Here is a 22,598-nt window from a genome sequence, read left to right on the forward strand (position 1 = left end):
ATCAATGAATATAATAGCAAATTTTAGGGAATAATGCGAAATAGGTGAGATACGATTTAATTAAAAAAAGTGATTGTAAGCGATTGCATTTGTGGTGTGATACATATACAATAAAATCAAGAGTGGAATAATTCCATTCGTGTTTTCTATTTACAAACTGACATGGGGGTAGAAAAATGGTAGTTAATTATCAGAATGAACCAGGTATCGATTTTACAGACAGTAAAAATGTAGAATCATTTAAAGAGGCTTTAAAGAAAGTTAAAGGTGAATTAAATCAAAAAATTCCTTTAGTAATTAATGGGGAAGAAATATTCACAAAAGATACGTATCAATCTATCAACCCTGCCAATACTACTGAAGTTATTGCAGAAGTTTCAAAAGCAACTCAAGCAGATGTAGATAAAGCATTTGAGTCTGCAAACGAAGCTTATAAATCATGGAAGAAATGGTCACACAAAGATCGTGCTGAATTTTTACTTAGAGTATCGGCAATTATTAGACGTCGTAAAGAAGAAATCTCAGCGGTGATGGTTTACGAAGCAGGTAAACCATGGGATGAAGCTGTAGGTGACGCAGCAGAAGGTATTGATTTCATTGAATACTATGCGAGATCAATGATGGAATTAGCAGACGGTAAACCAACATTGGATAGAGAAGGAGAACATAATAAATACTTCTATAAACCAATTGGTACTGGTGTTACAATTCCACCATGGAACTTCCCGTTTGCAATCATGGCTGGTACGACATTAGCGCCAGTAGTTGCAGGGAACACAGTACTTTTAAAACCAGCAGAAGATACACCATTAACTGCATATAAATTAATTGAAATTTTAGAAGAAGCTGGATTACCAAAAGGTGTTGTTAACTTTGTACCAGGGGATCCAAAAGAAATCGGTGACTATCTTGTAGATAGCGTACACACGCATTTTGTAACTTTCACAGGTTCACTTGCTACAGGTACTCGAATTTTTGAAAGAGCTGCAAAAGTACAAAAAGGACAAAAGTTCTTAAAACGTGTTATTGCTGAAATGGGTGGTAAAGATGCAATCGTAGTTGATAAAGATATCGACACTGATTTAGCAGCAGAATCTATTGTAAGTTCTGCATTTGGTTTCTCAGGACAGAAATGTTCAGCGTGTTCTCGTGCAATCGTACACAAAGATGTATATGATGAAGTATTGAAAAAAACAGTTGAATTAACTAAGAATTTAACATTGGGCAATACTGAGAATAACACGAACATGGGACCAGTTATTAATAAAAAACAATTTGATAAAATTAAAAATTATATTGAAATTGGTAGCAAAGAAGGTAAATTAGAGTTCGGTGGTGGTACGGATGGTACTACTGGATACTTTATTGAACCTACAATCATCTCAGACTTAAAATCAAGAGACCAAATCATGCAAGAAGAAATCTTTGGTCCGGTGGTTGGCTTTGTTAAAGGCAACGACTTTGAAGAACTATTAGACATTGCTAACGATACAGATTATGGTTTAACAGGTGCTGTAATTACTAATAATCGTGAAAACTGGATTCATGCAGTTGAAGAATACGATGTAGGTAACTTATACCTTAACCGTGGATGTACTGCAGCAGTTGTTGGCTATCACCCGTTCGGTGGTTTCAAAATGTCAGGTACTGACGCTAAGACAGGTAGCCCAGACTATCTATTAAACTTCTTAGAACAAAAAGTCGCTTCAGAAATGTTCTAATTAAAATTATAAAATAATTTAAAAGCCTCTCATTGCTTTGCAGTGAGAGGTTTTTTGGCGTGAATTTATTGTTTTACGTCTTTACTTTGATATTAATCATTTTATGAAAGATTTCATCTATTTCGTGTGCCGGGCGTTTAATATTGTGGTCGCGCATCCACTCCATAAAGCCAAATAAACTTGCGCCATATACATAAAAAATCAGTTCGATTGGAACACTCGGATCTACAGAAATACGTGACATATTATCTTTAATGTCATTTTGTAATACACGGATGAAATAATTTGTAATCGTTCGTTCAAAATCTTTGTCTTCTATTTGCTTTTCTTTAACTTTGTTAAGTTCATCGATATCTGTTATTGTTTTTTCCATAATAGTAAATGGATTGTTAATGCGTTCTTTAAAATCAATTGAAAAATAATCTTTCATTAAATAGGTAATTAAATAAATAAGTAAATCATATTTATCATAAAAATGTTTATAAAATGTTGTTCGATGTACCAAAGCTTCGTTGCAAATTTGGTTTACGGTAATTGTTGAAAAAGGATGTTTTTCCAAGAGATCATAAAAACTTTTAGACAGCGCGCGTTTTGTTTTAATAACACGGAGATCTTTTTCATTCATTCTACACTTCTCCCTTTTTGTAGTTTAAATAGACATATTGGCATAATTAGTTCTTTTTATAATACGACTTAGCTTGTAAAATGTTAATATAAATAATCTACACTATATGTATAAACTATAACGTTGATTAAATTAGGAGGCAATAGTTTGGCAAAGTTTTTGTATAAATTAGGTTCGTTTATTGCAAAACATAAATGGTGGAGTGTTGTTGCATGGGTCGTTTTACTCGCAGCAATTATTATACCACTTACAATAAGTTCACCTAAATTTGATAATGACATCACTATGAATGGTTTAGAATCACTCGATACAAATGAAAAAATAGAAGATGAATTTAACCAGGATAGTGAAAAAGCACAAATAAGAATTGTATTTAAGAGCGATTCTGAAGATGGCATAGTTAAGGAAGATATGACTAAAGATATCAAAGGCACATTGAATGACATTAAAGACAATGATGATGATATTAAGAATGTTTCAGATCCTTATGATAATAAACAAATAAGTAAAGATAAGACAACTGCTTTTGCGGATGTCAATTATGATGTGTCTGCTACAGCTTTAAAAGCAGATTCTAAAGATAATGTAAAAGATGAAGTTGAAAAATTAGAAGATAAACATAATGTACAAGCTGAATTAATGGGTTCAGGAATGGAGTCTACTGAAATTGGCGGTGCTTCAGAAATAATAGGTATTATCGTAGCATTCGTTGTATTATTAATTACGTTTGGCTCATTTATTGCGGCAGGTATGCCAATTATCAGTGCATTACTTGGCTTGGGTACAGGCGTAGGGATTATTTCATTACTTACTTACGCGTTCGATATTCCAAACGTTACATTGACGTTAGCCGTTATGATTGGACTTGCAGTAGGTATAGATTACGCACTGTTTATACTATTTAGATATCGTCAAATAGTGAAGACAGAACCAGATCATATTAAAGCTATCGGTTTAGCTGTAGGTACAGCTGGTAGTGCTGTTATCTTTGCTGGTGTAACTGTAATTATTGCAGTTTGTGGGCTAGCCCTCGTTGGCATAGACTTCTTAGCAGTCATGGGTTATGCGTCAGCTATTAGTGTATTAGTAGCGGTAATTAGTGCTTTAACATTATTACCTGCAATCATCAGCATTTTCCATAAGAGCATTAAGCCTAAACAAAGTAAATCAGAATTTGAAGGCGATGTTGATACAGCTTGGTCAAAATTTGTTGTAGGCAAACCTTTAGCAGCAGTCTTAATTGGACTTATTATTTTAGTAGTAGCAGCAATCCCAATTAGTGATATGCGTTTAGGTATTCCAGATGATGGTATGAAATCGGAAGATACGACACAGAAAAAAGCATATGATATTATTTCAGACAAATTTGGCGAAGGTTATAATGGCCAAATTGCTATGCTTGTGAATGTTAAAGATAAGAAAGATGATCCTCAAGCATTACAAAAAGATTTACAAGATCTGACAAAAGATATTAATGGTATGGATAACGTGGATATGGCGACGCCTCCTCAACTAAGTGATAGTAAAGACTATGCCTTAGTTGCTGTAATTCCTGAAAAAGGACCTAACGCACAATCTACAAATGATTTAGTCCATGATTTAAGAGATTATAATGACGATGCACAAGATAAATATGATTTCAAAACAGAAGTGTCTGGTCAAAGTGTAATCAACATTGATATGTCTCAAAAATTAAATGAAGCAATTCCATTATTTGCGAGTGTTATCGTAGCTTTAGCATTTATTCTATTAATGGTAGTATTCCGTTCAATTATTATTCCATTGAAGGCAGTACTAGGATTCGTATTATCATTAGTAGCAACACTTGGCTTTACGACATTAATCATGCAAGAAGGATTCATGTCTGGTCTGTTTGGTGTTGATACGACAGGCCCATTACTCGCATTCTTACCAGTAATAACAATCGGTTTATTATTTGGTCTCGCAATGGATTATGAAGTGTTCTTAATGTCACGTATCCATGAAGAATACAGTAAGACACGTAACAACGAACATTCTATTAAAGTGGGTATTAAAGAAAGTGGCCCGGTTGTGGTTGCTGCAGCATTAATTATGTTCAGTGTGTTCATCGCTTTTGTCTTCCAAGATGATGTGATGATAAAATCAATGGGTATAGCACTTGGTTTCGGTGTATTATTCGATGCATTTGTCGTTCGTTTACTATTGATACCTGCACTGACACAGTTGTTTGGTAAAGCATCATGGTATATGCCAGCATGGTTAAATAGAATTTTACCAAGTGTGGATATTGAAGGACATGAATTACAAAGTATGATGCCTACTCAGAAAGTGAGTACTTCAAAAGAAAGTTATGATCGTACATTCAATATTCACCAACAATCAACGACAACAGCTAAAAATAGTAATGCAATTTCAGTTGATAGAAAAACTAAAATGCTATATGACGAGATTGCGCAACAAACAGCGCAAACAGATTTCTTATATCAAGCATTAGCAGACTATCAAGCAGGTAAAAAACAACCGCATTATTACAGCGATAATAATAACGCTAATAATGTAGATAACAGTACAGAACGTAATACAACATCAAGTACAGAAAACAAAGATGAAGATGTTATGTCACTGTTAGCGCAACAAAGTAAAAATATTAACAAACTGAATGAATTAATCGAGAAAACGATTAATAAAAAATAAGTCTAAATATATTAGGATTCTTAATTATATTGAGAATCAATTACTGCCAACAAAATTTCAGATTTTGTTGGCAGTTTTTTTGTCCAAAAATCAACAAAATAGTATAGATTATAGCCAAATTTATAATTTTTATTAAAATATTGAATTATAAAGAGGTGAATCATGAAAACTTTTTATCAAGTAGAATTTAATGAACCAAACAAGCTAACAGTCAGCATAAATGATGGATTACGTCTTGTGTTAGTGCTGAGAAGTAGATTGATAGTATGGAAATATAATGAAAAATATGAATACCAGAAAGGTGATATTTTTATTGTTAATCATCGTGAGCAATTTCGTTTCATAGAAAATAAAGATACACTCTATATTTCTATTCATTTAACTGAAAGTTACTTAAAGCAATATATAGATGATTATAATAATAAAATTTTAATTTTAGAAAAAGGGTGTTTGCAAGAAGTTATTTATAAACAAATCGTAAATGCTATTGCAATGATAGGCGTTGTGAATATTAGAAAGGGGGAGTATTATCGTTTGTATATAGAACAGCAGTTAATAAATTTAATGTTTATAATTGTACGATTCTTACCGACAAAAATGAACGAATCATATAAAACAATGTTAAATGACTATCGAGTAGAATTTGTATGTAACTATATTCAAAGTAATTACACTAATGATATCTCGTTAACTAAAGTAGCCAAAAAGGTAGCACTTAGCACTACGTATTTATCAAAAATTTTCACACAGCAAATGGGAATGGGATTCAATCAATATCTGATTCACATAAGACTTGAGCATTGTAAGGAAGATTTGATTTATACAGATAACACAATTACGCAAATTGCTTTGAAAAATGGTTTTAGCAATTCTAACATGTTACTGAAACATTTTAAGAAAGATACACAAATGACGCCTACACAATATAGGGGGGAATATAAAGATATACATTTGAGTGAAAATCAATATGAAGAAAATGAAAATATTGCATATCAAATTTATTTGCACTATTTATCAGATTATATCAATCAACCTGTCGATAGTGCTATCCAATCAACTGAAGCAGAAAAAGTCATTGATGTTACTTTAAAAGACTCAAAACAAACACTTTTGCATTATCAACATGTAATACAAATAGGAAATTTAGACGTATTACTCATTCAAAGATATCGAAAACAATTACTAGAAGTGAAAAAGTGTATAGGATTAAATCATGTACTGATTAAAGATCCGATTAGAGAAGGTTTTATTAAGGATAAAATTATCGAAAGTGATGAAGTTATACCGAATGTACACCGTTATATGAAGATAGATGAATGCTTGAATTTTTTACTCATGTATCACATTGGTTTAGGCATAGAGATAAATCCACCGAAAGCAATCTCGAAGTTCAAAGGTTATTATAAAGAATTGGTATATGTATTGGAACATATTTATAACACAGTTCCAGATAGTCATTTATTTAATCTAGTACTTTACATAAATTGTATAGATGAACAGAACTCTCAAACAATAATCACATTATTTAAACAGTATTTTAAAAATATCAAAATTGTACTGAACTTTAATATTGAAAATCAAGCAGAAGTACACATAGCTAAACGCATTTTAGAGGATCATAAGCAACATATTGATAGTATTGCATTCTGTGCAAATCAAAATGACATAATTAATTTTCAATCTATCGAGAGTGACCAATTTAATTTAGCTAAGAAACACATCACGCTCAAATTAAAGAAAATTATGGAATGGTTAGATGTAAAAAATCGAAAAATTTCCTTTACATTATTGAATTGGAATACATTGACAGGCGATACAAATCTGACAAATGGAGAATATTTTAGAGCAGGCATTATTTTTGAACAACTTATAGAAATGAATGGCCATATTAATATGATTGGATACTGGTTGAATTTTGAGATACATCAGAAATATAGTCAGAAAGATATAAAAAAAGAATTAAATGGTATTGATTTATACCATCAATTTGATGGTAAAAGACCTGCTTTTTTTACAAGTATGTTTTTTAAAAAATTATTAAAAAACATCTTGTATAGAAATGGAAATTGTATTGCTTTAGGTAATACCGAACATTTTCAAATTGTGCTCTGGGATGCAGAACATTATAACCCTTATTTTACTTTGAATGATTCCTCTAATGACTTAAATCATAAAGAATATCAAATAAATATTTTTGATTTATTACCTGGGACATACAAAATTAAGCATCTAACATTAGATAAAAATCATGGTGCGTTATATAAAATATGGCAACAATATAATACGCAACATGGCATGGATGAAGAAACGATTAATTATGTTAATCGAGTATCTTTTCCCAAACTGGATGTAAGTGAAGTAGATATAATCGATACAATAACATATCACTTAAAATTACTTACAAATGCAATTCAAATTATTGAATTTAGAAGATATTTTGATAAAAAATATAGCTAAAAAGCAACTAGAGGTTGGACAACGGAAGCTCATTTAAAAAGTAGAGTGTCTGTCCTATTCTCTAGTTTTTATTTCGAGTAAGTATCATTAATCCTATATTTAAACGTGAGAATAATTATTGATGACAAAAATCAATATGTACATTTTTGTCATAGAAGTAATATAAATCGAATGCGTTATAAATAAGATATAAAAACAACAAATACGCTATATTGAGATCTAAAATTACGCGCTACAATATTTTTTATAAAGGATAGCGAGCGTTATTGATTGAGGATGTTAAGAGAAAAACATTTTACAATTAGGCTTATCTTTCCTGTTTGTCATTTGAAAATTTAATTTAGGAGGATAAAGAATGACTCAAAAAGGAAATGTACAGACATATAAAGGAGATAATAAATTAATATTAGGAATTGTATTAGGGGTCGTCACCTTTTGGTTGTTTGCACAATCACTATTAAATGTAGTACCGACTTTGCAGCAATCTTTTAACAGTAATATAGGAACAGTGAGTATTGCGGTGAGTATTACTGCGCTTTTCTCAGGAATGTTTGTGGTAGGTGCAGGTAGTCTCGCTGATAAAGTTGGACGCGTAAAAATAACTTATATTGGTTTGTGGCTTAGTATTATTGGTTCATTATTGATTATCGTGAGTAACTTATCTATCTTACTTATTGTAGGTAGAGTGATTCAAGGGTTGTCTGCTGCAGCAATTATGCCGTCAACATTAGCCATAATGAAAGCTTATTTTGATGGGAAAGATAGACAACGTGCTTTAAGTAATTGGTCTATCGGTTCATGGGGAGGTTCAGGTTTAGCATCTTTATTTGGCGGAATGGTATCGACATTTGTAGGATGGAGATGGATATTTATCTTGTCTATCATCATCGCCTTAGTTTCGATGTTATTAATAAAAGGCACACCTGAAACAAAATCAGTTAGCAAAACTAAGGTAGGATTTGATTACACAGGATTACTATTATTTGTTGTTATGATGTTAAGTATTAATGTGGTGATCACACAAAGTGCATCATTGGGTATTTTTTCACCAATCATTATAGGTTTAATAATAATATTTATAGTTTCGACAATAAGTTTTATTAAAATGGAAAATAAAAAACAAAATCCATTAATCGATTTCAAACTTTTTAATAATAAAGCATATACAGGTGCCACACTTTCTAATTTTTTATTAAATGGTGTAGCAGGTGCACTGTTAGTAGCTAACACATTTGTGCAGCAAGGTTTAGGCTTTAATGCATTCCAAACTGGTTTATTATCTATTACTTATTTGGTAACAGTATTATTAATGATTAGAGTAGGAGAAAAGATTCTACAAAAAGTAGGCGCTAAAAAGCCGATGATGCTCGGCACATTTTTTAATATGATTGGTATAATTTTAATCTCGCTTATATTTTTACCAAGCACAATTTATGTAGTCGTTTGTATCATTGGATATTTACTTTATGGTTTGGGACTCGGTTTCTATGCTACACCTTCAACTGATATGGCTATTTCAAATTCACCTGAAGATAAAGTAGGTGTGGCTTCTGGTATTTATAAAATGGCTTCATCACTCGGTGGTGCATTTGGTATCGCGTTATCAGGCGCACTTTATGGTATCGTGGCAAGTACTACTAATGTCCAAACTGGCGCATTAATAGGATTATTACTCAATGTGTTGATGGCATTATTATCGTTAATTATCATATTGATTACTGTCCCATCATTTAAAAAGGCATAACATTTACGTTATTCAACAAAATGCTCTAACACATAAATTACACTCAAAAAGTATATAATGTAAATAAGTTGAATATATTTAATATAGGAGGAACTGTTATGGTGAAACAATTAATAGATATATTGAAAGAGAAAGAAAATCGAATGATTGAGATACGTCGCTATCTTCATCAATATCCTGAGCTATCTTTCCACGAAGAAGAAACGCCTAAGTATATTGAAGATTTTTATAAAGATAAAGATTGTGAAGTAGAAACGAATGTAGGTCCTAATGGTTTGAAGGTGACAATCGATAGTGGGAAACCTGGTAAGACAATTGCAATACGTGCTGATTTTGATGCACTACCAATTCAAGAGGATACTGGGTTAGAATTTGCTTCAAAAAATGAAGGCGTGATGCATGCTTGTGGTCATGACGCACATACAGCATATATGCTAATTCTTGCTGAAACACTTATCGAATTGAAAGATCAATTTAAAGGTAAAGTTGTTGTTATTCATCAGCCTGCTGAAGAAGTACCTCCAGGCGGTGCACAAGCGATGATTAAAGATGGTGTCTTAGATGGTGTCGACCATGTATTAGGTGTCCATGTGATGAGTCATATGCCATCTGGTAATGTATATTATCGTGAAGGTAATGTACAAACGGGTAGAGATTTCTTTAAACTTAAAGTGAATGGCCAAGGAGGACACGGTTCATCACCACATACGGCAAATGATAGTATTGTAGCTGGTGCATATTTTGTTAATGCTTTACAAACAATAGTTTCAAGACGTTTGAATCCTTTTGAAACTGGCGTTGTAACAATTGGTTCATTTGACGGTAAAGGACAATTTAATGTAATCAAAGATAGTATTGAAGTAGAGGGCGATGTACGTGCCTTGACTGATGAAACCAAACAAACGATTAAAAAAGAGGTTAAACGTTTAACAGATGGCTTAGAAGCAATGTTTGGTGTGACATGTGAATTAGAATATAATGTCGATTATCCTGCATTGTACAATGATCCAGAGTTTACGAATTTTGTTGTAGAATCTATTGAAAGTGCTGATACAGATGCAATTAAAGGTATAGAAAGATGTGAAGCACAACCACCTTCTGAAGATTTTGCATATTATGCTAAAGCTATACCGAGCACATTTATTTATGCAGGTGCTGCACCTGACAATGGTGACATTCATCCACATCATCATCCTAAATTTGATATCAGTGAAAAATCATTACGCGTAGCAGCTGAAGCAGTAGGCGTTACCGTATTCAATTATTTAAAATAAAGTATTAAAACATAAAATAAAGGTTGTAGCTTATTATACTGGGCTACAACCTTTATTTTTGTGTGCATAATTTTCTTCCCATTTTTCATGTAGTTTATGCAGGCGCATTAAAGTGTATATATAGAATAATAAAATAATGAAAAAGGATGATTGAAATGAATGCAGATAAAAAACTAAGTGAATTGCTTGAAGATTATAATAAGCCGTTAAAAAAATTATTCAAATATGATAAGTCAAAGGCACTTACATTTGATAAAGAAACTAGAAGTGAAGTTCAAGAACAAAAAGGTGTTTTTGTTATCTTTAAAAATAAAAAACCATTATATGTAGGACAAGCAGGTGGGTTTATGACTGGATACAAACTTACTCAAAAAGATTTAAATGATAAGCTCGCACAATTCAATGTGAAATCAGATGCTGGCACAGCAAAATTTAGAAAAGCCTATGTAGCGCAACAAAATTTAGATGAATCAGAATTAAAAAATATTAAAGCAGAAGAACATAATTTGAAATTCCAATATATTAAAGTTAAAGGTAACCCTGCACTAATTAATATCTTAGAAATACTTGCTTTAGAATATGCGAAAGAAAATGATATTGAGTTATATAATTTTCTATAAAATCACCTGAGTTAATGGAGGTGAATAGGAAGAGGGTTGATTGCTATGAATATAAGAAATTTTAATATTCGTTTTCAACACTGTGATATTAAAGTGAAATTACCTAAAGGATACTTTAAGCGTAAAGCTGGTCCATATCCTTTAGTTATCGTTCAAGATGGTGATGACTTATTTAAGGATATTGAACGAGAAGTCATATTTGTAGGATTAGTGCAGAATGATAATGACAAAATTTATGCGGCTTGGCAAGATAAAGTCGAAGATGAATCATTTTATAGTGCAGTGGATGATTATCTCTTATGGATTTCTGATCAATTGTTACCTTATTTAAAAAAATGTTTCAATGTATCTGAACAGCGCTTGGATATAAGTATTGCTGGGGCGTCACTAGGTGGATTAGTTGCGCTCTATGCGTTATTCAAGAAACCAGATACATTTGGCACATATATACTGATTTCACCTTCAATATGGTATCCAGGCTTTCTAACATTTATGAAACAGCAACCTATTATTAAAGAAGAAGAACATGTTTATTGGTATATTGGCACGCTTGAAGATGAACAACATCCAGAGATCAATACCAATATCTTAGCTCAAACTGAACAAGGCGTAGACATTCTAAATGAGCTCTTAATTTCTGAACAAATAACATTTCATTTCGTTACAAATAATAAAGAATTACACCAGCAAATTTATTTCAAAAAATACTTTAATAAAGCGGTAAAAAAATTATTTTAGTTAATTTGCTCACGTAAAAAATGACAAATTATAGCCATTATTTATCAGAAAATTCGAAATAATAGCATGTAAATTCTGACCTTTATGCTTAATTAATGATAAAATTTAAAGTGTAAGAATTTTTAAAAGAAATAATCGTACACTTATTTGTGTAATATTCTCATTTATAATTTGCGAAGAGAAGTGTCTTTTAAATTCTAACTTTATATTATTAACAAACATAGGGGATGCTTTTATGGTAGAAAAAATGAAACAAATTTCAGGGGGTAAATTGTTGACGGGTATTGTATTATCAATATTAACTTATTGGTTATTTGCCCAGTCATTTTTGAATATTGGGCCTCAAATCCAGTCAACTTTTGGTGCTAGTCCAGGTATAGTCAATATTTCTATAAGTTTAACGTTCTTTGGTACCTCAGGGTATATCGTTGTAGCGTTAATTGCATCAGTCTTTTTTGGTGGCGGTACAGGTCTCTTTGCAACACCGGCATTGAGTACTGCAGTTTCAACTACACCTCCAGAAAAAGTGGGCGTCGCTTCCGGTATATTTAAAATGGGCTCAACACTTGGTGGCGCATTTGGTATTGCAATTATGACTTCTATTTACACAGCGATCATGCAAAGTGGACAAAGCTTACATACAGCGGCAACAGCAGGCTTTATCGTTGGTGCTTGTATTGTTGGTTGTGGTGTTCTAGCGAGTGCATTAATCATACCGACACGTAAAATAAATAGTTAAATATTAAAATTAAAGACCATTGTAACGTTATCGTTGCAGTGGTATTTATTACGTTGAATTATAAAGTATACTATTGGTCATACATTTCTAATTTTTTATATTTATGTGCCAAATGTAAATCATGTGACAATGCTATAAGCGGTCTAACTGTCATCTGTATACTGCCGATTACAAATAATACTGTACCTATAGTGACAGTATTATCACTGAAAAATAAAAAACTACCTATTAAGAATATGATGACAAGAACAACATCGTTTAATTGGTATAGTGCTTTATAAATCAGTGTAAGACGTTCAGATCTTTGAGGTGTATTAAAATTTAAATCAGTACTTTTGTTAATAGAATTTTGTTGCTTTGATTTAGACATAGAAAAGGCCTCCCATACATATCTTGAGTTGTCTTACTCATTCCCTTAATGGTTTACATAAAACCGAGAAAGATTTATGATAAAACAAATTCAGAAGGACAGAAAGAGGGGAGCATCATGCATTATAAAAGATACTATCAAGCACCTATCGGACGCGTTGCAATAACATCTGACGGAGAGCATATCACTGGATTGTGGCTACCCAACCAAACCGATTTCGAATTAAAATATGACCATAAGTTAGTAGAAACAGAACAACCTATCTTTGATAAAGTAGAACGTTGGTTAGACGCATATTTCTCGGGAAATATTCCGGAAATTGATTTTCCTTTAAAAGCGTCTGGCACGGAATTTCGTGAACAAGTCTGGGCAGCACTTTTAGAAATACCCTACGGCGAAACAGCAACGTATGGTGAAATAGCACAAATAATAGGGAAAAAAAGAGGTAAAGCTCAAATGTCGTCACAAGCGGTGGGTGGCGCAGTAGGCAGCAATCCAATTTCAATTATCATTCCATGCCATAGAGTTGTTGGTAAAGATGGTAGTTTAACCGGTTATGGTGGTGGCATTGATACCAAAATTGAGTTACTTAAATTAGAAAAAATGGATATGGATGCATTTTATAGACCTAAGCATAGTACAAAGCCTTGAAGCAGTAAGGTTGATCAATGAATTAAAATGTTCAAAAAAGTTACTTAAATACGCTTGCAAGTTGTAAAAAAACTCTAACTAAGTTGATAATTTAACTCAGTATGGTATTCTATTACACGTCTTTGCTAAAAATTTAAGGGATGGTGAGAATTTTGCCAAAAGAGAAAAAACAATTTTCAAGTGTATTTATATATTCAGCTGCCATCATAGGATTACTTGTTTTGGTTGGCGCAATTTTCCCTCAACAATTTGGGAGTATTACAGGTAGTGTGTCTACTTGGGTTTCAGATACATTCGGTTGGTATTATATGTTGTTATATACTGTAATACTAGGCTTTTGCATATTTCTAGCATTTAGCCCAATCGGTAAATTAAAGCTAGGTAAACCTTCGGATAAACCAGAATTTCGTACGGTGTCATGGTTAGCGATGTTATTTAGTGCAGGTATGGGTATAGGTTTAGTATTCTACGGAGCATCAGAGCCTATTTCGCATTATTTAGCACCGCCAACAGCAGATGCTGAAACAAAAGCAGCCATGTCAGAAGCGTTTCAATCTTCATTTCTAGACTATGGTGTTCATCCATGGGCGATGTACGGTGTTGTTGCTTTGGCACTAGCATATTCACAGTTCCGTAAAGGTGAAAATGGTTTGATTTCAAGAACGCTACGCCCAGTTTTAGGCGATAGAGTAGAAGGTCCTATTGGCACGGTTGTAGATGTGCTAGCAGTCTTTGCAACAGTAATTGGTGTTGCAGTTTCTTTAGGCGTAGGGGCCATTCAAATTAACGCTGGGCTTAATTATTTATTTGGTATACCAGCTAATTCATTGGTTCAAGGTATAATTATAGCAGTAGTTACTGTATTGTTTTTATATAGTGCATGGAGTGGTTTAAGCAAAGGTATTCAATATTTAAGTAATTTGAATATGGTGTTAGCTGCTTTACTACTCGTAATTGTTTTTATTGTGGGACCAACGCTACTTATCTTAAATATGATGACAAGCGGCACAGGAGACTATTTGAATTCAATTTTATTTAATACTTTAGACGTTGCTCCGTTAAATGAACAAAAGTCGGACTGGTTACAAACATGGACAATCTATTATTGGGGCTGGTGGATGAGCTGGAGTCCATTTGTTGGTATATTCATCGCTAGGATTTCAAAAGGACGTAGTATAAGAGAATTTGTTGTTGCAGTGTTAGGTGTTCCAACAGTGGTTAGTATCATTTGGTTTAGTGCCTTTGGTACAACAGGTATCACAGTTGGACAAGAACACGGTGAATTATTTAAATTACCACCTGAGACACAATTATTTGGAATCTTTAATGAATTACCATTTGGATTTATTCTTTCAATGATTGCATTAGCACTTATTGCATCATTCTTTATTACTTCGGCAGACTCAGCGACCTATGTCTTAGGTATGCAGACTGCACACGGTACGTTAAACCCTACTGCTTTTGTTAAAGTTGTTTGGGGATTAGCATTAGCAGGTATTGCATATGTCTTATTATTAGCTGGCGGAGATACTGGTTTAGACGCCTTACAATCTGCTGCTATCATATCAGCACTACCGTTTAGTTTTGTAGTGATATTAATGATGATTGCTTTATATAAAGATGCAAACAAAGAACGGAAATATCTAGGTTTGACTTTACAACCTAATAAAGAACGATACGAAGCATATACACGTAAGATTGAACAAGAACAAGCAGAAAAATAATTACGTTATAACATGAGACGTACATAAAACAGAGGAGATACAGTCGTAAATTGACAAATATCTCCTCTGTTTTAGTTTGTTGAGTAAAAAGAAAAGAGGCTGAGACATAATGACATGTCTTAGCCTCATTTTTTATATTGGCAGTGGCTGACTGAATTGAAAATGCGCTTATATCAAGCTTTTTTCAATTCTAGTCAGCTGTGCCGGGGTGGGACGACGAAATTTTATTAGAAAAATTAGATTTCTGTCCCACTCCCTTTTTATATACATAAATTTATTAAATTCAGTAAAGACTTCCTAGCACATGATTTAAATGCATAAGCTAAATATGGTAATTTAAATTATGCATCTTAATCATGATACGATTAAGTGATTTCAGATTTAATTTAAGGTATTATAATTACGGATATGATCATTAATACTTTCAAGATAGAAAATATTTTTTGGTTCATCAGCTAATTCAGTTTCGTGATCGAATTCTAAATTATCAAAACGTTTAAAGAATGATTCATACGTTTCAACTGAAATTTCAGTACGATTGTTTAAAAGGTCTTTATGTCCTTGAATATCAAGTGCATCTCGGTAGCCTTTTACAATTTTACCGCTAAAGAACTCGCCTACAGAACCTGAACCGTAACTGAAGAGTCCGATTGTATCATCGCCAGAAAGGTCATGCGTTTCTAATAATGAAATCAAACTTAAGTATAAAGATCCAGTGTAGATGTTACCTACATAACGATTATAATATGTAGCATCTTCATAACCAGAAGTTAAGCGTGCTTTTGTTTGTTCATCAACAGAATCTGTTAAAATTGAGTCAAGTGCTTTTTTACCCATTTTAGTAAATGGTACGTGGAAACATAATGATTTAAAATTATCTAATGTTTTATTGTAGCGACGAGCATATTCATTCCAGCTTTCTTGGAACGAGTGAATGTAAGCGTCTTTTGACAATGCGCCATCAACGAGAGGATAAGGTTGTCCACTTGGACGCCAAAAATCATAGACATCTTCAGTGAATGCAACTGCGTCATCATTTAATTCAAGAATTCGTGGGTTTTGTGATATTATCATAGCAACTGCACCTGCACCTTGTGTAGGTTCGCCACCAGAGTTTAAACCGTAACGTGCAGTATCGCTAGCGATAACTAATACTTTTTCATCTGGACGTTGTGCTAAATAATCTTTAGCTAATTGAATTGCTGGTGTTGCAGCATAGCAAGCTTCTTTCATTTCAATACAACGTGCAAATGGTTGAATGCCAAGCAAGTTATGTATTTGTACTGCTGAAGCTTTCGCAGAATCAATTGCAGATTCTGTTGCAACGATAACCATACTGATTTGTTTTTTATCTTCATCAGTAACGATGTCTTTTGCGGCATTTGCGCCCATTGTAACAATATCTTGGCTTACTGGACTAACTGCCATTTCATTTTGGCCAATGCCAAGTAGAAATTTATTTGGGTCAACTTGGCGTGATTCTGCCAGTTTAGCCATGTCTACATAAAATCTTGGAACGTAAAAATTAATTTGATCAATACCAATTGTCATAAAGCGTATCGACACCTTTCTATATATAAATAAGCACCTGTATCATACCAAATCACGCTTATAAAATACAATGATTTAAAAACTGTAAATAAAGGAGATTGAAAATGAATAAAATAGCAATCGTAAGTGCAAAACGTACACCAATTGGAAGATTTAAAGGGAAATTAAGTAATTATTCAGCAGTTGAACTTGGAAAGAAAACATTAAAAGCAGCAATAGAAGCAATTAAATTAGACCCAAATACAATAGATCAAGTCATTTATGGCAATGTGTTACAAAGTGGAAGCGGACAAAACCCAGCGCGTCAAATTAGTATCAATGCAGGTGTACCGAATACGACGCCAGCTATGACGATTAATGAAGTTTGTGGTTCAGGATTAAAATCAATTATTCTCGGTAAACAAGCAATCCAATTGGGAGAAGCGAAAGTAGTTGCAGTTGGTGGCGTAGAAAGTATGACGAACGCACCACAACTTATTTTGAAAGAAGGAGAATCACCTGTTCAAAGCTTTATGCATGACGGTTTAACAGATGCTTTTTCAAATGTGCCAATGGGCATCACAGCAGAAAAAATTGCTGAAAAATACGATGTGACACGCGAGCAACAAGATAAATTTGCAAATGATTCTCATCAAAAAGCACATCAAGCGACTGAAGCGGGCAAATTTGATAATGAAATTGTACCTTTAAAAGACGTAAATGGCGAATGGATGACAAGTGATGAAGGTATACGTGGCAATACGAGTATAGAAAAGCTTGCAACTTTAAAAACAATTTTTAAGGAAAATGGCACAGTTACTGGTGGTAATGCATCTAGTATTAATGATGGTGGTTCAACTATTATCTTAATGGACGCAGCTTATGCAAAAGAACAAGGCTATGAAATTTTAGCGCTTCTAGGAGAACACGCTGAAATAGGTTGTGACCCTGATTATATGGGATATGCACCATATCATGCAGTTACGAAATTATTAGATAAGACAGGTAAACATATTGATGACATAGATGTAGTTGAAATGACTGAAGCATTTGCATCACAAAGTATCCCTGTTCGAGATAATTTAGGCATAGCTGAAGAGAAACTCAATTTATATGGTGGTGCGATTGCGCTAGGTCACCCAATCGGTGCAACTGGTACACGCTTAGTAACGACACTTGTGAATGTATTGTCACAAGAGGATAAACAAAGTGGTATCGCTACGGCTTGTATTGGCGGCGGCTTAGGTATAGCACTAGAAATTGAAAAGGGGCATAAATAATGGAAGCATTAGATAAGTCATTTCGTCATTTATCTCGTGAAGAGAAATTAGAGCAACTTGTTCAAAAAGGCTGGTTGAGCAATGAAAATAAAGCGGTATTGCTAAATAACCCGCTTATTCCTGAAGAGATTGCGAATAGTTTGATTGAAAATGTAATTGGTCAAGGTTCTTTACCTGTAGGATTACTACCTGAAATTATTGTTGATCAAAAACCATTTGTCGTGCCAATGATGGTAGAAGAACCTTCAGTTGTTGCAGCTGCAAGCTATGGTGCTAAACTTGTCAATCAAACTGGTGGTTTCAAAGTGGTATCTAGTGAACGTTTAATGATTGGCCAAATTGTATTTGATGGCGTAAATGATACACAGGCACTTGCACAAAAAATTAATCAGTTGGAATCACAAATTAAACAAATTGCTGATGAAGTATATCCTTCAATTTTAGAAAGAGACGGGGGCTACCGCCGCATAGAAATTGATACGTTTTCAGCGGAAGGCTTATTGTCATTAAAAGTATTTGTAGATACAAAAGATGCTATGGGTGCGAACATGCTGAATACAATTTTAGAAGGTATTACAGCTTATTTGAAAAATGAATTAGACAATATTGATATTTTAATGAGTATTTTATCTAACCATGCGACAGCGTCTGTAGTTAAAGTACAAGGTGAAATAGAAGTTTCTGCTTTATCCAAAGATGGCCGCAATGGACAAGAAGTAGCGAAACGTATGGAACGTGCTTCTGTATTAGCACAAGTAGATATTCACCGTGCAGCGACACATAATAAAGGTGTAATGAATGGTATCCACGCTGTTGTCTTAGCAACAGGTAATGACACACGTGGTGTTGAAGCAACCGCACATGCATATGCAAGTAAAGATGGACAGTATCGTGGCTTAGCAACATGGCATTATGATGAGCAACGTCAGACATTAGTTGGGACGATTGAAGTTCCTATGACATTAGCGACAGTCGGTGGCGGTACAAAAGTGTTACCAATTGCTAAAACAGCGCTAGATTTAATGAAAGTAGATTCCGCTGAACAACTTGGACATGTAGTTGCTGCTGTTGGCTTGGCACAAAACTTTGCTGCTTGTCGAGCATTAGTATCAGAAGGTATCCAAAAAGGACATATGAGCTTACAGTATAAATCGTTAGCCATTGTTGTGGGTGCAGAAGGTAAAGAAATCGCACAAATCGCAGATATGTTGAAAGATGAGCCAAGAGCCAATACAGCTACAGCACAACAATTGCTAGATCAATTAAGAGAGAACAAATAGAATTAGTATATATAAAGTACCTTCAATGTGAAAGGTATAATTGAATCATAGGTGGATGTATTAGGGGAGTGAGACACGATAATGTCCACTCCCCTTTAGCGTGCTTAGTTTGAAGAGAAATAAATATCTCTGGTTAAATTGTTAAAACGCTATTTCTATTATCCAATGCTATGGTTATGATTTTATTTTAAGAAAATACTATCATATACTTGTTATATAAGAAAAAGTAGAAAAGGGGTATGAATAATGGAAAACAACAACATTCCGGCATTATCATATAAAGGGAATGCAAGTACAGCTGTGCCAATACTTTCACATGAAGCGGATATCCAAACGGTTACGGCAGAACAATGGCTAAAAATCTCTGATGAAGGTTTACAACTTGAAGGGCTATGCTTTGATAAAGATGGGAATCTACTTTTATGTGAAGTATTTGGAGGTACAATCTTTCACGTAGACCTGCCAGAGAAAAAAGTGACAACACTATTTCAATCACAAAAACAAAATCCAGCAGCAGTTAAAATACATAAAGATGGAAGACTTTTTGTTTGTTATTTGGGGGATTTTGAAAGCTCAGGAGGTATCTTTGCAGTAAATTCAGAAGGTGAACAAGAAGTTCCAATTGTTTCAGATATTGATACTGAATATTGTGTTGACGATTTAGTATTTGATAGTAAAGGTGGATTTTATTTTACAGATTTCCGTGGTTATTCTACAAATCCTAAAGGTGGCGTTTACTATGTGTCACCAGATTATAAAACGATCACACCTGTCATTCAGAATCTTGCTGTGGCCAATGGTGTGGCCTTAAGTACTGATGAAAAAACATTGTGGGTTACAGAGACAAATGCAAATCGATTACATCGCATAGATTTATTGGATGATGGTGTTACGATTGCGCCATTTGGAGCCTCTATTCCTTATCACTTCACAGGACATGAAGGTCCAGACTCTTGTTGCATTGATAGCGATGACAACCTTTATGTTGCAATGTATGGTCAAGGAAGAGTACTTGTTTTTAATAAAAAAGGTTATCCAATAGGTCAAATCTTGATACCAGGGCGTGACCAAGGGCATATGTTGAGATCAACGCATCCTGCCTTTATTCCTGGTACAGATCAATTAATTATTAGTGCGAACGATATAGAAATGGGTGGGGACTCTTGGTTATTTACTGCTAAAGGTTTTGCCAAGGGACATCAGAGTTACCAATTTTATTAAATTTAATTGAATAAACAGATATAGAAAAAATGTAACTTCGACTCGGAGTTACATTTTTTCTATATTAATGTTTTTAATACATAGTCATTCCCTTTAATAAAGATTGGAGGAATATGATGTGACTTGTTGTTTTAAAAAAGCGAGTTGTAAAAAATAGTGGCCTATCTGTATAAAAAAAGTGGTTTGAATGATGTAAAATAACTACAAATGTGATAATAACTACCTTTAAATAATAAATACGCTGTTGAAAGCGCATAAAAAGTTAAGTATGATATAAAATAACAAAGGGGAGGTGCCTACTATTTTTAATAAGAAATCTAAAAATAATGGCGAAAAGATTAGAACAAAGAAAGAATTAGGACTTACATCTGCTTTAATTACTTTAATCATTATGATAACTTCAATGTTATTAACGGTAGCGGTGCTTGAGAAAGAGCCTCATATACCATTAATGATTGGTACGGCAGTTGCGATTATTATAACCATGTTACATGGATACGCATTTAGCGAAGTAGAGGAAATGATGTATAAGGGGATTCGACATGCATTACCGGCTATAGTAATCATTATTCTCGTAGGTTTAGTAATTGGTTCATGGATAGGTAGTGGTGTAGTAGCTACTATGATTTATTACGGACTGCAATTAATCGACCCAAGATACTTTTTAGTCGTAGTAATTGTGCTATGTGGTATTGTGGCATTAGCTATAGGTAGTAGTTGGTCTACAATGGCGACAGTAGGTGTAGCATCTATGGGTATTGGCCTGAGCATGGGTATTTCGCCAGGTATGGTTGCAGGCGCAGTCATCTGTGGATCTTACTTTGGTGATAAAATGAGTCCATTATCTGATACGACAAATTTAGCTTCTGGTTTGTCTGGTGTTAATTTATTTGAACATATTCAACACATGTTTTTTACAACGATACCAGCTTTGGTGATATCACTAGTTGCATTTTTCTTTATAGGTATACGTTTTGGTGATAAAAACTTTGACACCAAAAATATAGATGAAATACTGACTACGATGCAAGATAGTTTTGTGATTACACCGTGGTTGCTCATAGTACCATTGGCAGTCATCGCACTTGTAGTAGTCAAAGTACCAGCAATACCAGCGATTTGCGTAGGTATTATATTAGGGTTCTTCGCGCAACTGTTTATACAAGGTGACTCGATTGTAGATGGATTAACAGCATTACAAACAGGTTACACGATTGAATCTGGTAATGAACTCGTTGATGAATTATTTAACCGTGGTGGATTAGAATCAATGTTCTATACGATTTCACTTACACTTGTCGCAATGACATTTGGCGGTGTGCTTGAATATTCAGGCATGTTAACTGCATTAATTTCGGTTATTTTAAAATTTGCTAAATCTACTGGATCATTAATTGCATCTGTTATAGTGTCATGTATTGGTACAAACTTTACATGTTCGGAACAATACATATCAATTATTGTCCCATCCAGAATGTACGCAGGGGCATTTAAAAAGAAAAATTTACATGCTAAAAACTTATCCAGAGCTTTAGAAGATGGCGGTACGTTAACGTCTGTGTTTGTACCATGGAATACTTGTGGTGTATTTATTGCTTCGACATTAGGTGTGTCTGTTATAGAATATGCGCCTTATGCAATTTTAAATTATACAGTACCAGTCATATCTATTATATTTGGGTATATTGGTTTTAAAATTATAGGATTAAGTAAAGAAGAAATTGAACAAAATAGAAAAGAAGAAGAAGAGGCGAACCTAACATAATGCAGCAATTTGATTTAAAAGCAGTCAACACGTTGATTTGTAACAGTTGTATTTAATTCAAGGTTAGTAAGCTAAACAATATAATATGAATTAAGTGTATAAACATATATTTCTGATTAATTAAAATTGTCCGAATATATTGAAAAATAAATGCGCTCCAAAGTTGAATTTAGTTTCAATTTT

General features: G+C 33.5%; 17 protein-coding genes. 14 read left to right on the forward strand and 3 right to left on the reverse strand.

Annotated elements, in window-relative coordinates:
* The first annotated feature begins 176 nt into the window (after positions 1 to 176).
* Positions 177 to 1,721: an L-glutamate gamma-semialdehyde dehydrogenase gene (gene pruA / locus PYW44_RS01965; protein WP_064783413.1), complete on the forward strand. Its 1,545-nt coding sequence runs from the start codon at positions 177 to 179 to the stop codon at positions 1,719 to 1,721.
* A gap of 73 nt (positions 1,722 to 1,794) precedes the next feature.
* Here the strand turns inward: pruA and PYW44_RS01970 are convergent, their stop codons facing one another.
* Positions 1,795 to 2,346, reverse strand: coding sequence for a TetR/AcrR family transcriptional regulator (locus PYW44_RS01970; protein WP_002506635.1), 552 nt, complete (start codon positions 2,344 to 2,346; stop codon positions 1,795 to 1,797).
* 147 nt (positions 2,347 to 2,493) lie between these two features.
* Here PYW44_RS01970 and PYW44_RS01975 point away from each other — a divergent pair, with 147 nt between their 5' ends.
* From PYW44_RS01975 to PYW44_RS02005, 7 genes are all read left to right on the forward strand, one after another.
* Entirely contained in the window at positions 2,494 to 5,022 is a 2,529-nt protein-coding gene (locus tag PYW44_RS01975) for an MMPL family transporter (protein WP_021339736.1), read from the forward strand.
* 162 nt (positions 5,023 to 5,184) lie between these two features.
* The gene (gene aryK, locus PYW44_RS01980; RefSeq protein ID WP_069801720.1) at positions 5,185 to 7,479 is read left to right on the forward strand and encodes a transcriptional regulator AryK; all 2,295 of its coding nucleotides are present in this window, start codon (positions 5,185 to 5,187) and stop codon (positions 7,477 to 7,479) included.
* A 355-nt stretch (positions 7,480 to 7,834) separates the two neighbouring features.
* A complete protein-coding gene (locus tag PYW44_RS01985) occupies positions 7,835 to 9,223 on the forward strand; it encodes an MFS transporter (RefSeq protein WP_065367498.1) in 1,389 nt (462 codons plus the stop codon).
* A gap of 98 nt (positions 9,224 to 9,321) precedes the next feature.
* The gene (locus PYW44_RS01990; protein ID WP_021339733.1) at positions 9,322 to 10,497 is read left to right on the forward strand and encodes a M20 family metallopeptidase; all 1,176 of its coding nucleotides are present in this window, start codon (positions 9,322 to 9,324) and stop codon (positions 10,495 to 10,497) included.
* A 155-nt stretch (positions 10,498 to 10,652) separates the two neighbouring features.
* Entirely contained in the window at positions 10,653 to 11,117 is a 465-nt protein-coding gene (locus PYW44_RS01995) for a hypothetical protein (RefSeq protein ID WP_021339732.1), read from the forward strand.
* A 45-nt stretch (positions 11,118 to 11,162) separates the two neighbouring features.
* On the forward strand, positions 11,163 to 11,855 hold the full coding sequence (locus PYW44_RS02000; RefSeq protein WP_021339731.1) for an alpha/beta hydrolase: 693 nt from the start codon (positions 11,163 to 11,165) through the stop codon (positions 11,853 to 11,855).
* Positions 11,856 to 12,090: 235 nt separating this feature from the next.
* Complete coding sequence (locus tag PYW44_RS02005; RefSeq protein WP_021339730.1) at positions 12,091 to 12,594, forward strand: MFS transporter; 504 nt, start codon at positions 12,091 to 12,093, stop codon at positions 12,592 to 12,594.
* Between the two features lie 70 nt (positions 12,595 to 12,664).
* On the opposite strand, the gene PYW44_RS02010 is transcribed toward PYW44_RS02005, so the two are convergent.
* A complete protein-coding gene (locus PYW44_RS02010; protein ID WP_021339729.1) occupies positions 12,665 to 12,964 on the reverse strand; it encodes a YrhK family protein in 300 nt (99 codons plus the stop codon).
* Between the two features lie 117 nt (positions 12,965 to 13,081).
* Here PYW44_RS02010 and PYW44_RS02015 point away from each other — a divergent pair, with 117 nt between their 5' ends.
* Both PYW44_RS02015 and PYW44_RS02020 read left to right on the forward strand, forming a co-directional pair.
* Positions 13,082 to 13,615: a methylated-DNA--[protein]-cysteine S-methyltransferase gene (locus PYW44_RS02015; RefSeq protein WP_021339728.1), complete on the forward strand. Its 534-nt coding sequence runs from the start codon at positions 13,082 to 13,084 to the stop codon at positions 13,613 to 13,615.
* A gap of 140 nt (positions 13,616 to 13,755) precedes the next feature.
* Entirely contained in the window at positions 13,756 to 15,339 is a 1,584-nt protein-coding gene (locus tag PYW44_RS02020; protein WP_172457952.1) for a BCCT family transporter, read from the forward strand.
* Between the two features lie 381 nt (positions 15,340 to 15,720).
* Here the strand turns inward: PYW44_RS02020 and PYW44_RS02025 are convergent, their stop codons facing one another.
* Positions 15,721 to 16,890 (reverse strand): hydroxymethylglutaryl-CoA synthase, encoded by a 1,170-nt coding sequence (locus tag PYW44_RS02025; protein ID WP_021339725.1) that lies wholly within the window; start codon positions 16,888 to 16,890, stop codon positions 15,721 to 15,723.
* Between the two features lie 104 nt (positions 16,891 to 16,994).
* Here PYW44_RS02025 and PYW44_RS02030 point away from each other — a divergent pair, with 104 nt between their 5' ends.
* From PYW44_RS02030 to nhaC, 4 genes are all read left to right on the forward strand, one after another.
* On the forward strand, positions 16,995 to 18,149 hold the full coding sequence (locus PYW44_RS02030; RefSeq protein ID WP_021339724.1) for a thiolase family protein: 1,155 nt from the start codon (positions 16,995 to 16,997) through the stop codon (positions 18,147 to 18,149).
* Positions 18,149 to 19,429: a hydroxymethylglutaryl-CoA reductase, degradative gene (locus tag PYW44_RS02035; RefSeq protein WP_021339723.1), complete on the forward strand. Its 1,281-nt coding sequence runs from the start codon at positions 18,149 to 18,151 to the stop codon at positions 19,427 to 19,429. Before PYW44_RS02030 ends, PYW44_RS02035 begins: the two co-directional genes overlap by 1 nt.
* A 246-nt stretch (positions 19,430 to 19,675) precedes the next feature.
* Positions 19,676 to 20,650 (forward strand): SMP-30/gluconolactonase/LRE family protein, encoded by a 975-nt coding sequence (locus PYW44_RS02040; protein ID WP_021339722.1) that lies wholly within the window; start codon positions 19,676 to 19,678, stop codon positions 20,648 to 20,650.
* Between the two features lie 292 nt (positions 20,651 to 20,942).
* On the forward strand, positions 20,943 to 22,415 hold the full coding sequence (nhaC, locus tag PYW44_RS02045) for a Na+/H+ antiporter NhaC (RefSeq protein WP_021338623.1): 1,473 nt from the start codon (positions 20,943 to 20,945) through the stop codon (positions 22,413 to 22,415).
* Positions 22,416 to 22,598: the final 183 nt, after the last annotated feature.

The sequence above is a fragment of the Staphylococcus equorum genome (genome assembly GCF_029024965.1).
GTDB classification, from domain to species: Bacteria; Bacillota; Bacilli; order Staphylococcales; family Staphylococcaceae; genus Staphylococcus; species Staphylococcus equorum.

Bases quoted from the DNA above. Each gene is read 5' to 3' on its own strand.
- pruA (WP_064783413.1), top strand. From the start codon at position 177: ATGGTAGTTAATTATCAGAATGAACCAGGTATCGATTTTACAGACAGT.
- PYW44_RS01970 (WP_002506635.1), bottom strand. From the start codon at position 2,346: ATGAATGAAAAAGATCTCCGTGTTATTAAAACAAAACGCGCGCTGTCT.
- aryK (WP_069801720.1), top strand. From the start codon at position 5,185: ATGAAAACTTTTTATCAAGTAGAATTTAATGAACCAAACAAGCTAACA.
- PYW44_RS01985 (WP_065367498.1), top strand. From the start codon at position 7,835: ATGACTCAAAAAGGAAATGTACAGACATATAAAGGAGATAATAAATTA.
- PYW44_RS01990 (WP_021339733.1), top strand. From the start codon at position 9,322: ATGGTGAAACAATTAATAGATATATTGAAAGAGAAAGAAAATCGAATG.
- PYW44_RS01995 (WP_021339732.1), top strand. From the start codon at position 10,653: ATGAATGCAGATAAAAAACTAAGTGAATTGCTTGAAGATTATAATAAG.
- PYW44_RS02000 (WP_021339731.1), top strand. From the start codon at position 11,163: ATGAATATAAGAAATTTTAATATTCGTTTTCAACACTGTGATATTAAA.
- PYW44_RS02005 (WP_021339730.1), top strand. From the start codon at position 12,091: ATGGTAGAAAAAATGAAACAAATTTCAGGGGGTAAATTGTTGACGGGT.
- PYW44_RS02010 (WP_021339729.1), bottom strand. From the start codon at position 12,964: ATGTCTAAATCAAAGCAACAAAATTCTATTAACAAAAGTACTGATTTA.
- PYW44_RS02015 (WP_021339728.1), top strand. From the start codon at position 13,082: ATGCATTATAAAAGATACTATCAAGCACCTATCGGACGCGTTGCAATA.
- PYW44_RS02020 (WP_172457952.1), top strand. From the start codon at position 13,756: ATGGTGAGAATTTTGCCAAAAGAGAAAAAACAATTTTCAAGTGTATTT.
- PYW44_RS02025 (WP_021339725.1), bottom strand. From the start codon at position 16,890: ATGACAATTGGTATTGATCAAATTAATTTTTACGTTCCAAGATTTTAT.
- PYW44_RS02030 (WP_021339724.1), top strand. From the start codon at position 16,995: ATGAATAAAATAGCAATCGTAAGTGCAAAACGTACACCAATTGGAAGA.
- PYW44_RS02035 (WP_021339723.1), top strand. From the start codon at position 18,149: ATGGAAGCATTAGATAAGTCATTTCGTCATTTATCTCGTGAAGAGAAA.
- PYW44_RS02040 (WP_021339722.1), top strand. From the start codon at position 19,676: ATGGAAAACAACAACATTCCGGCATTATCATATAAAGGGAATGCAAGT.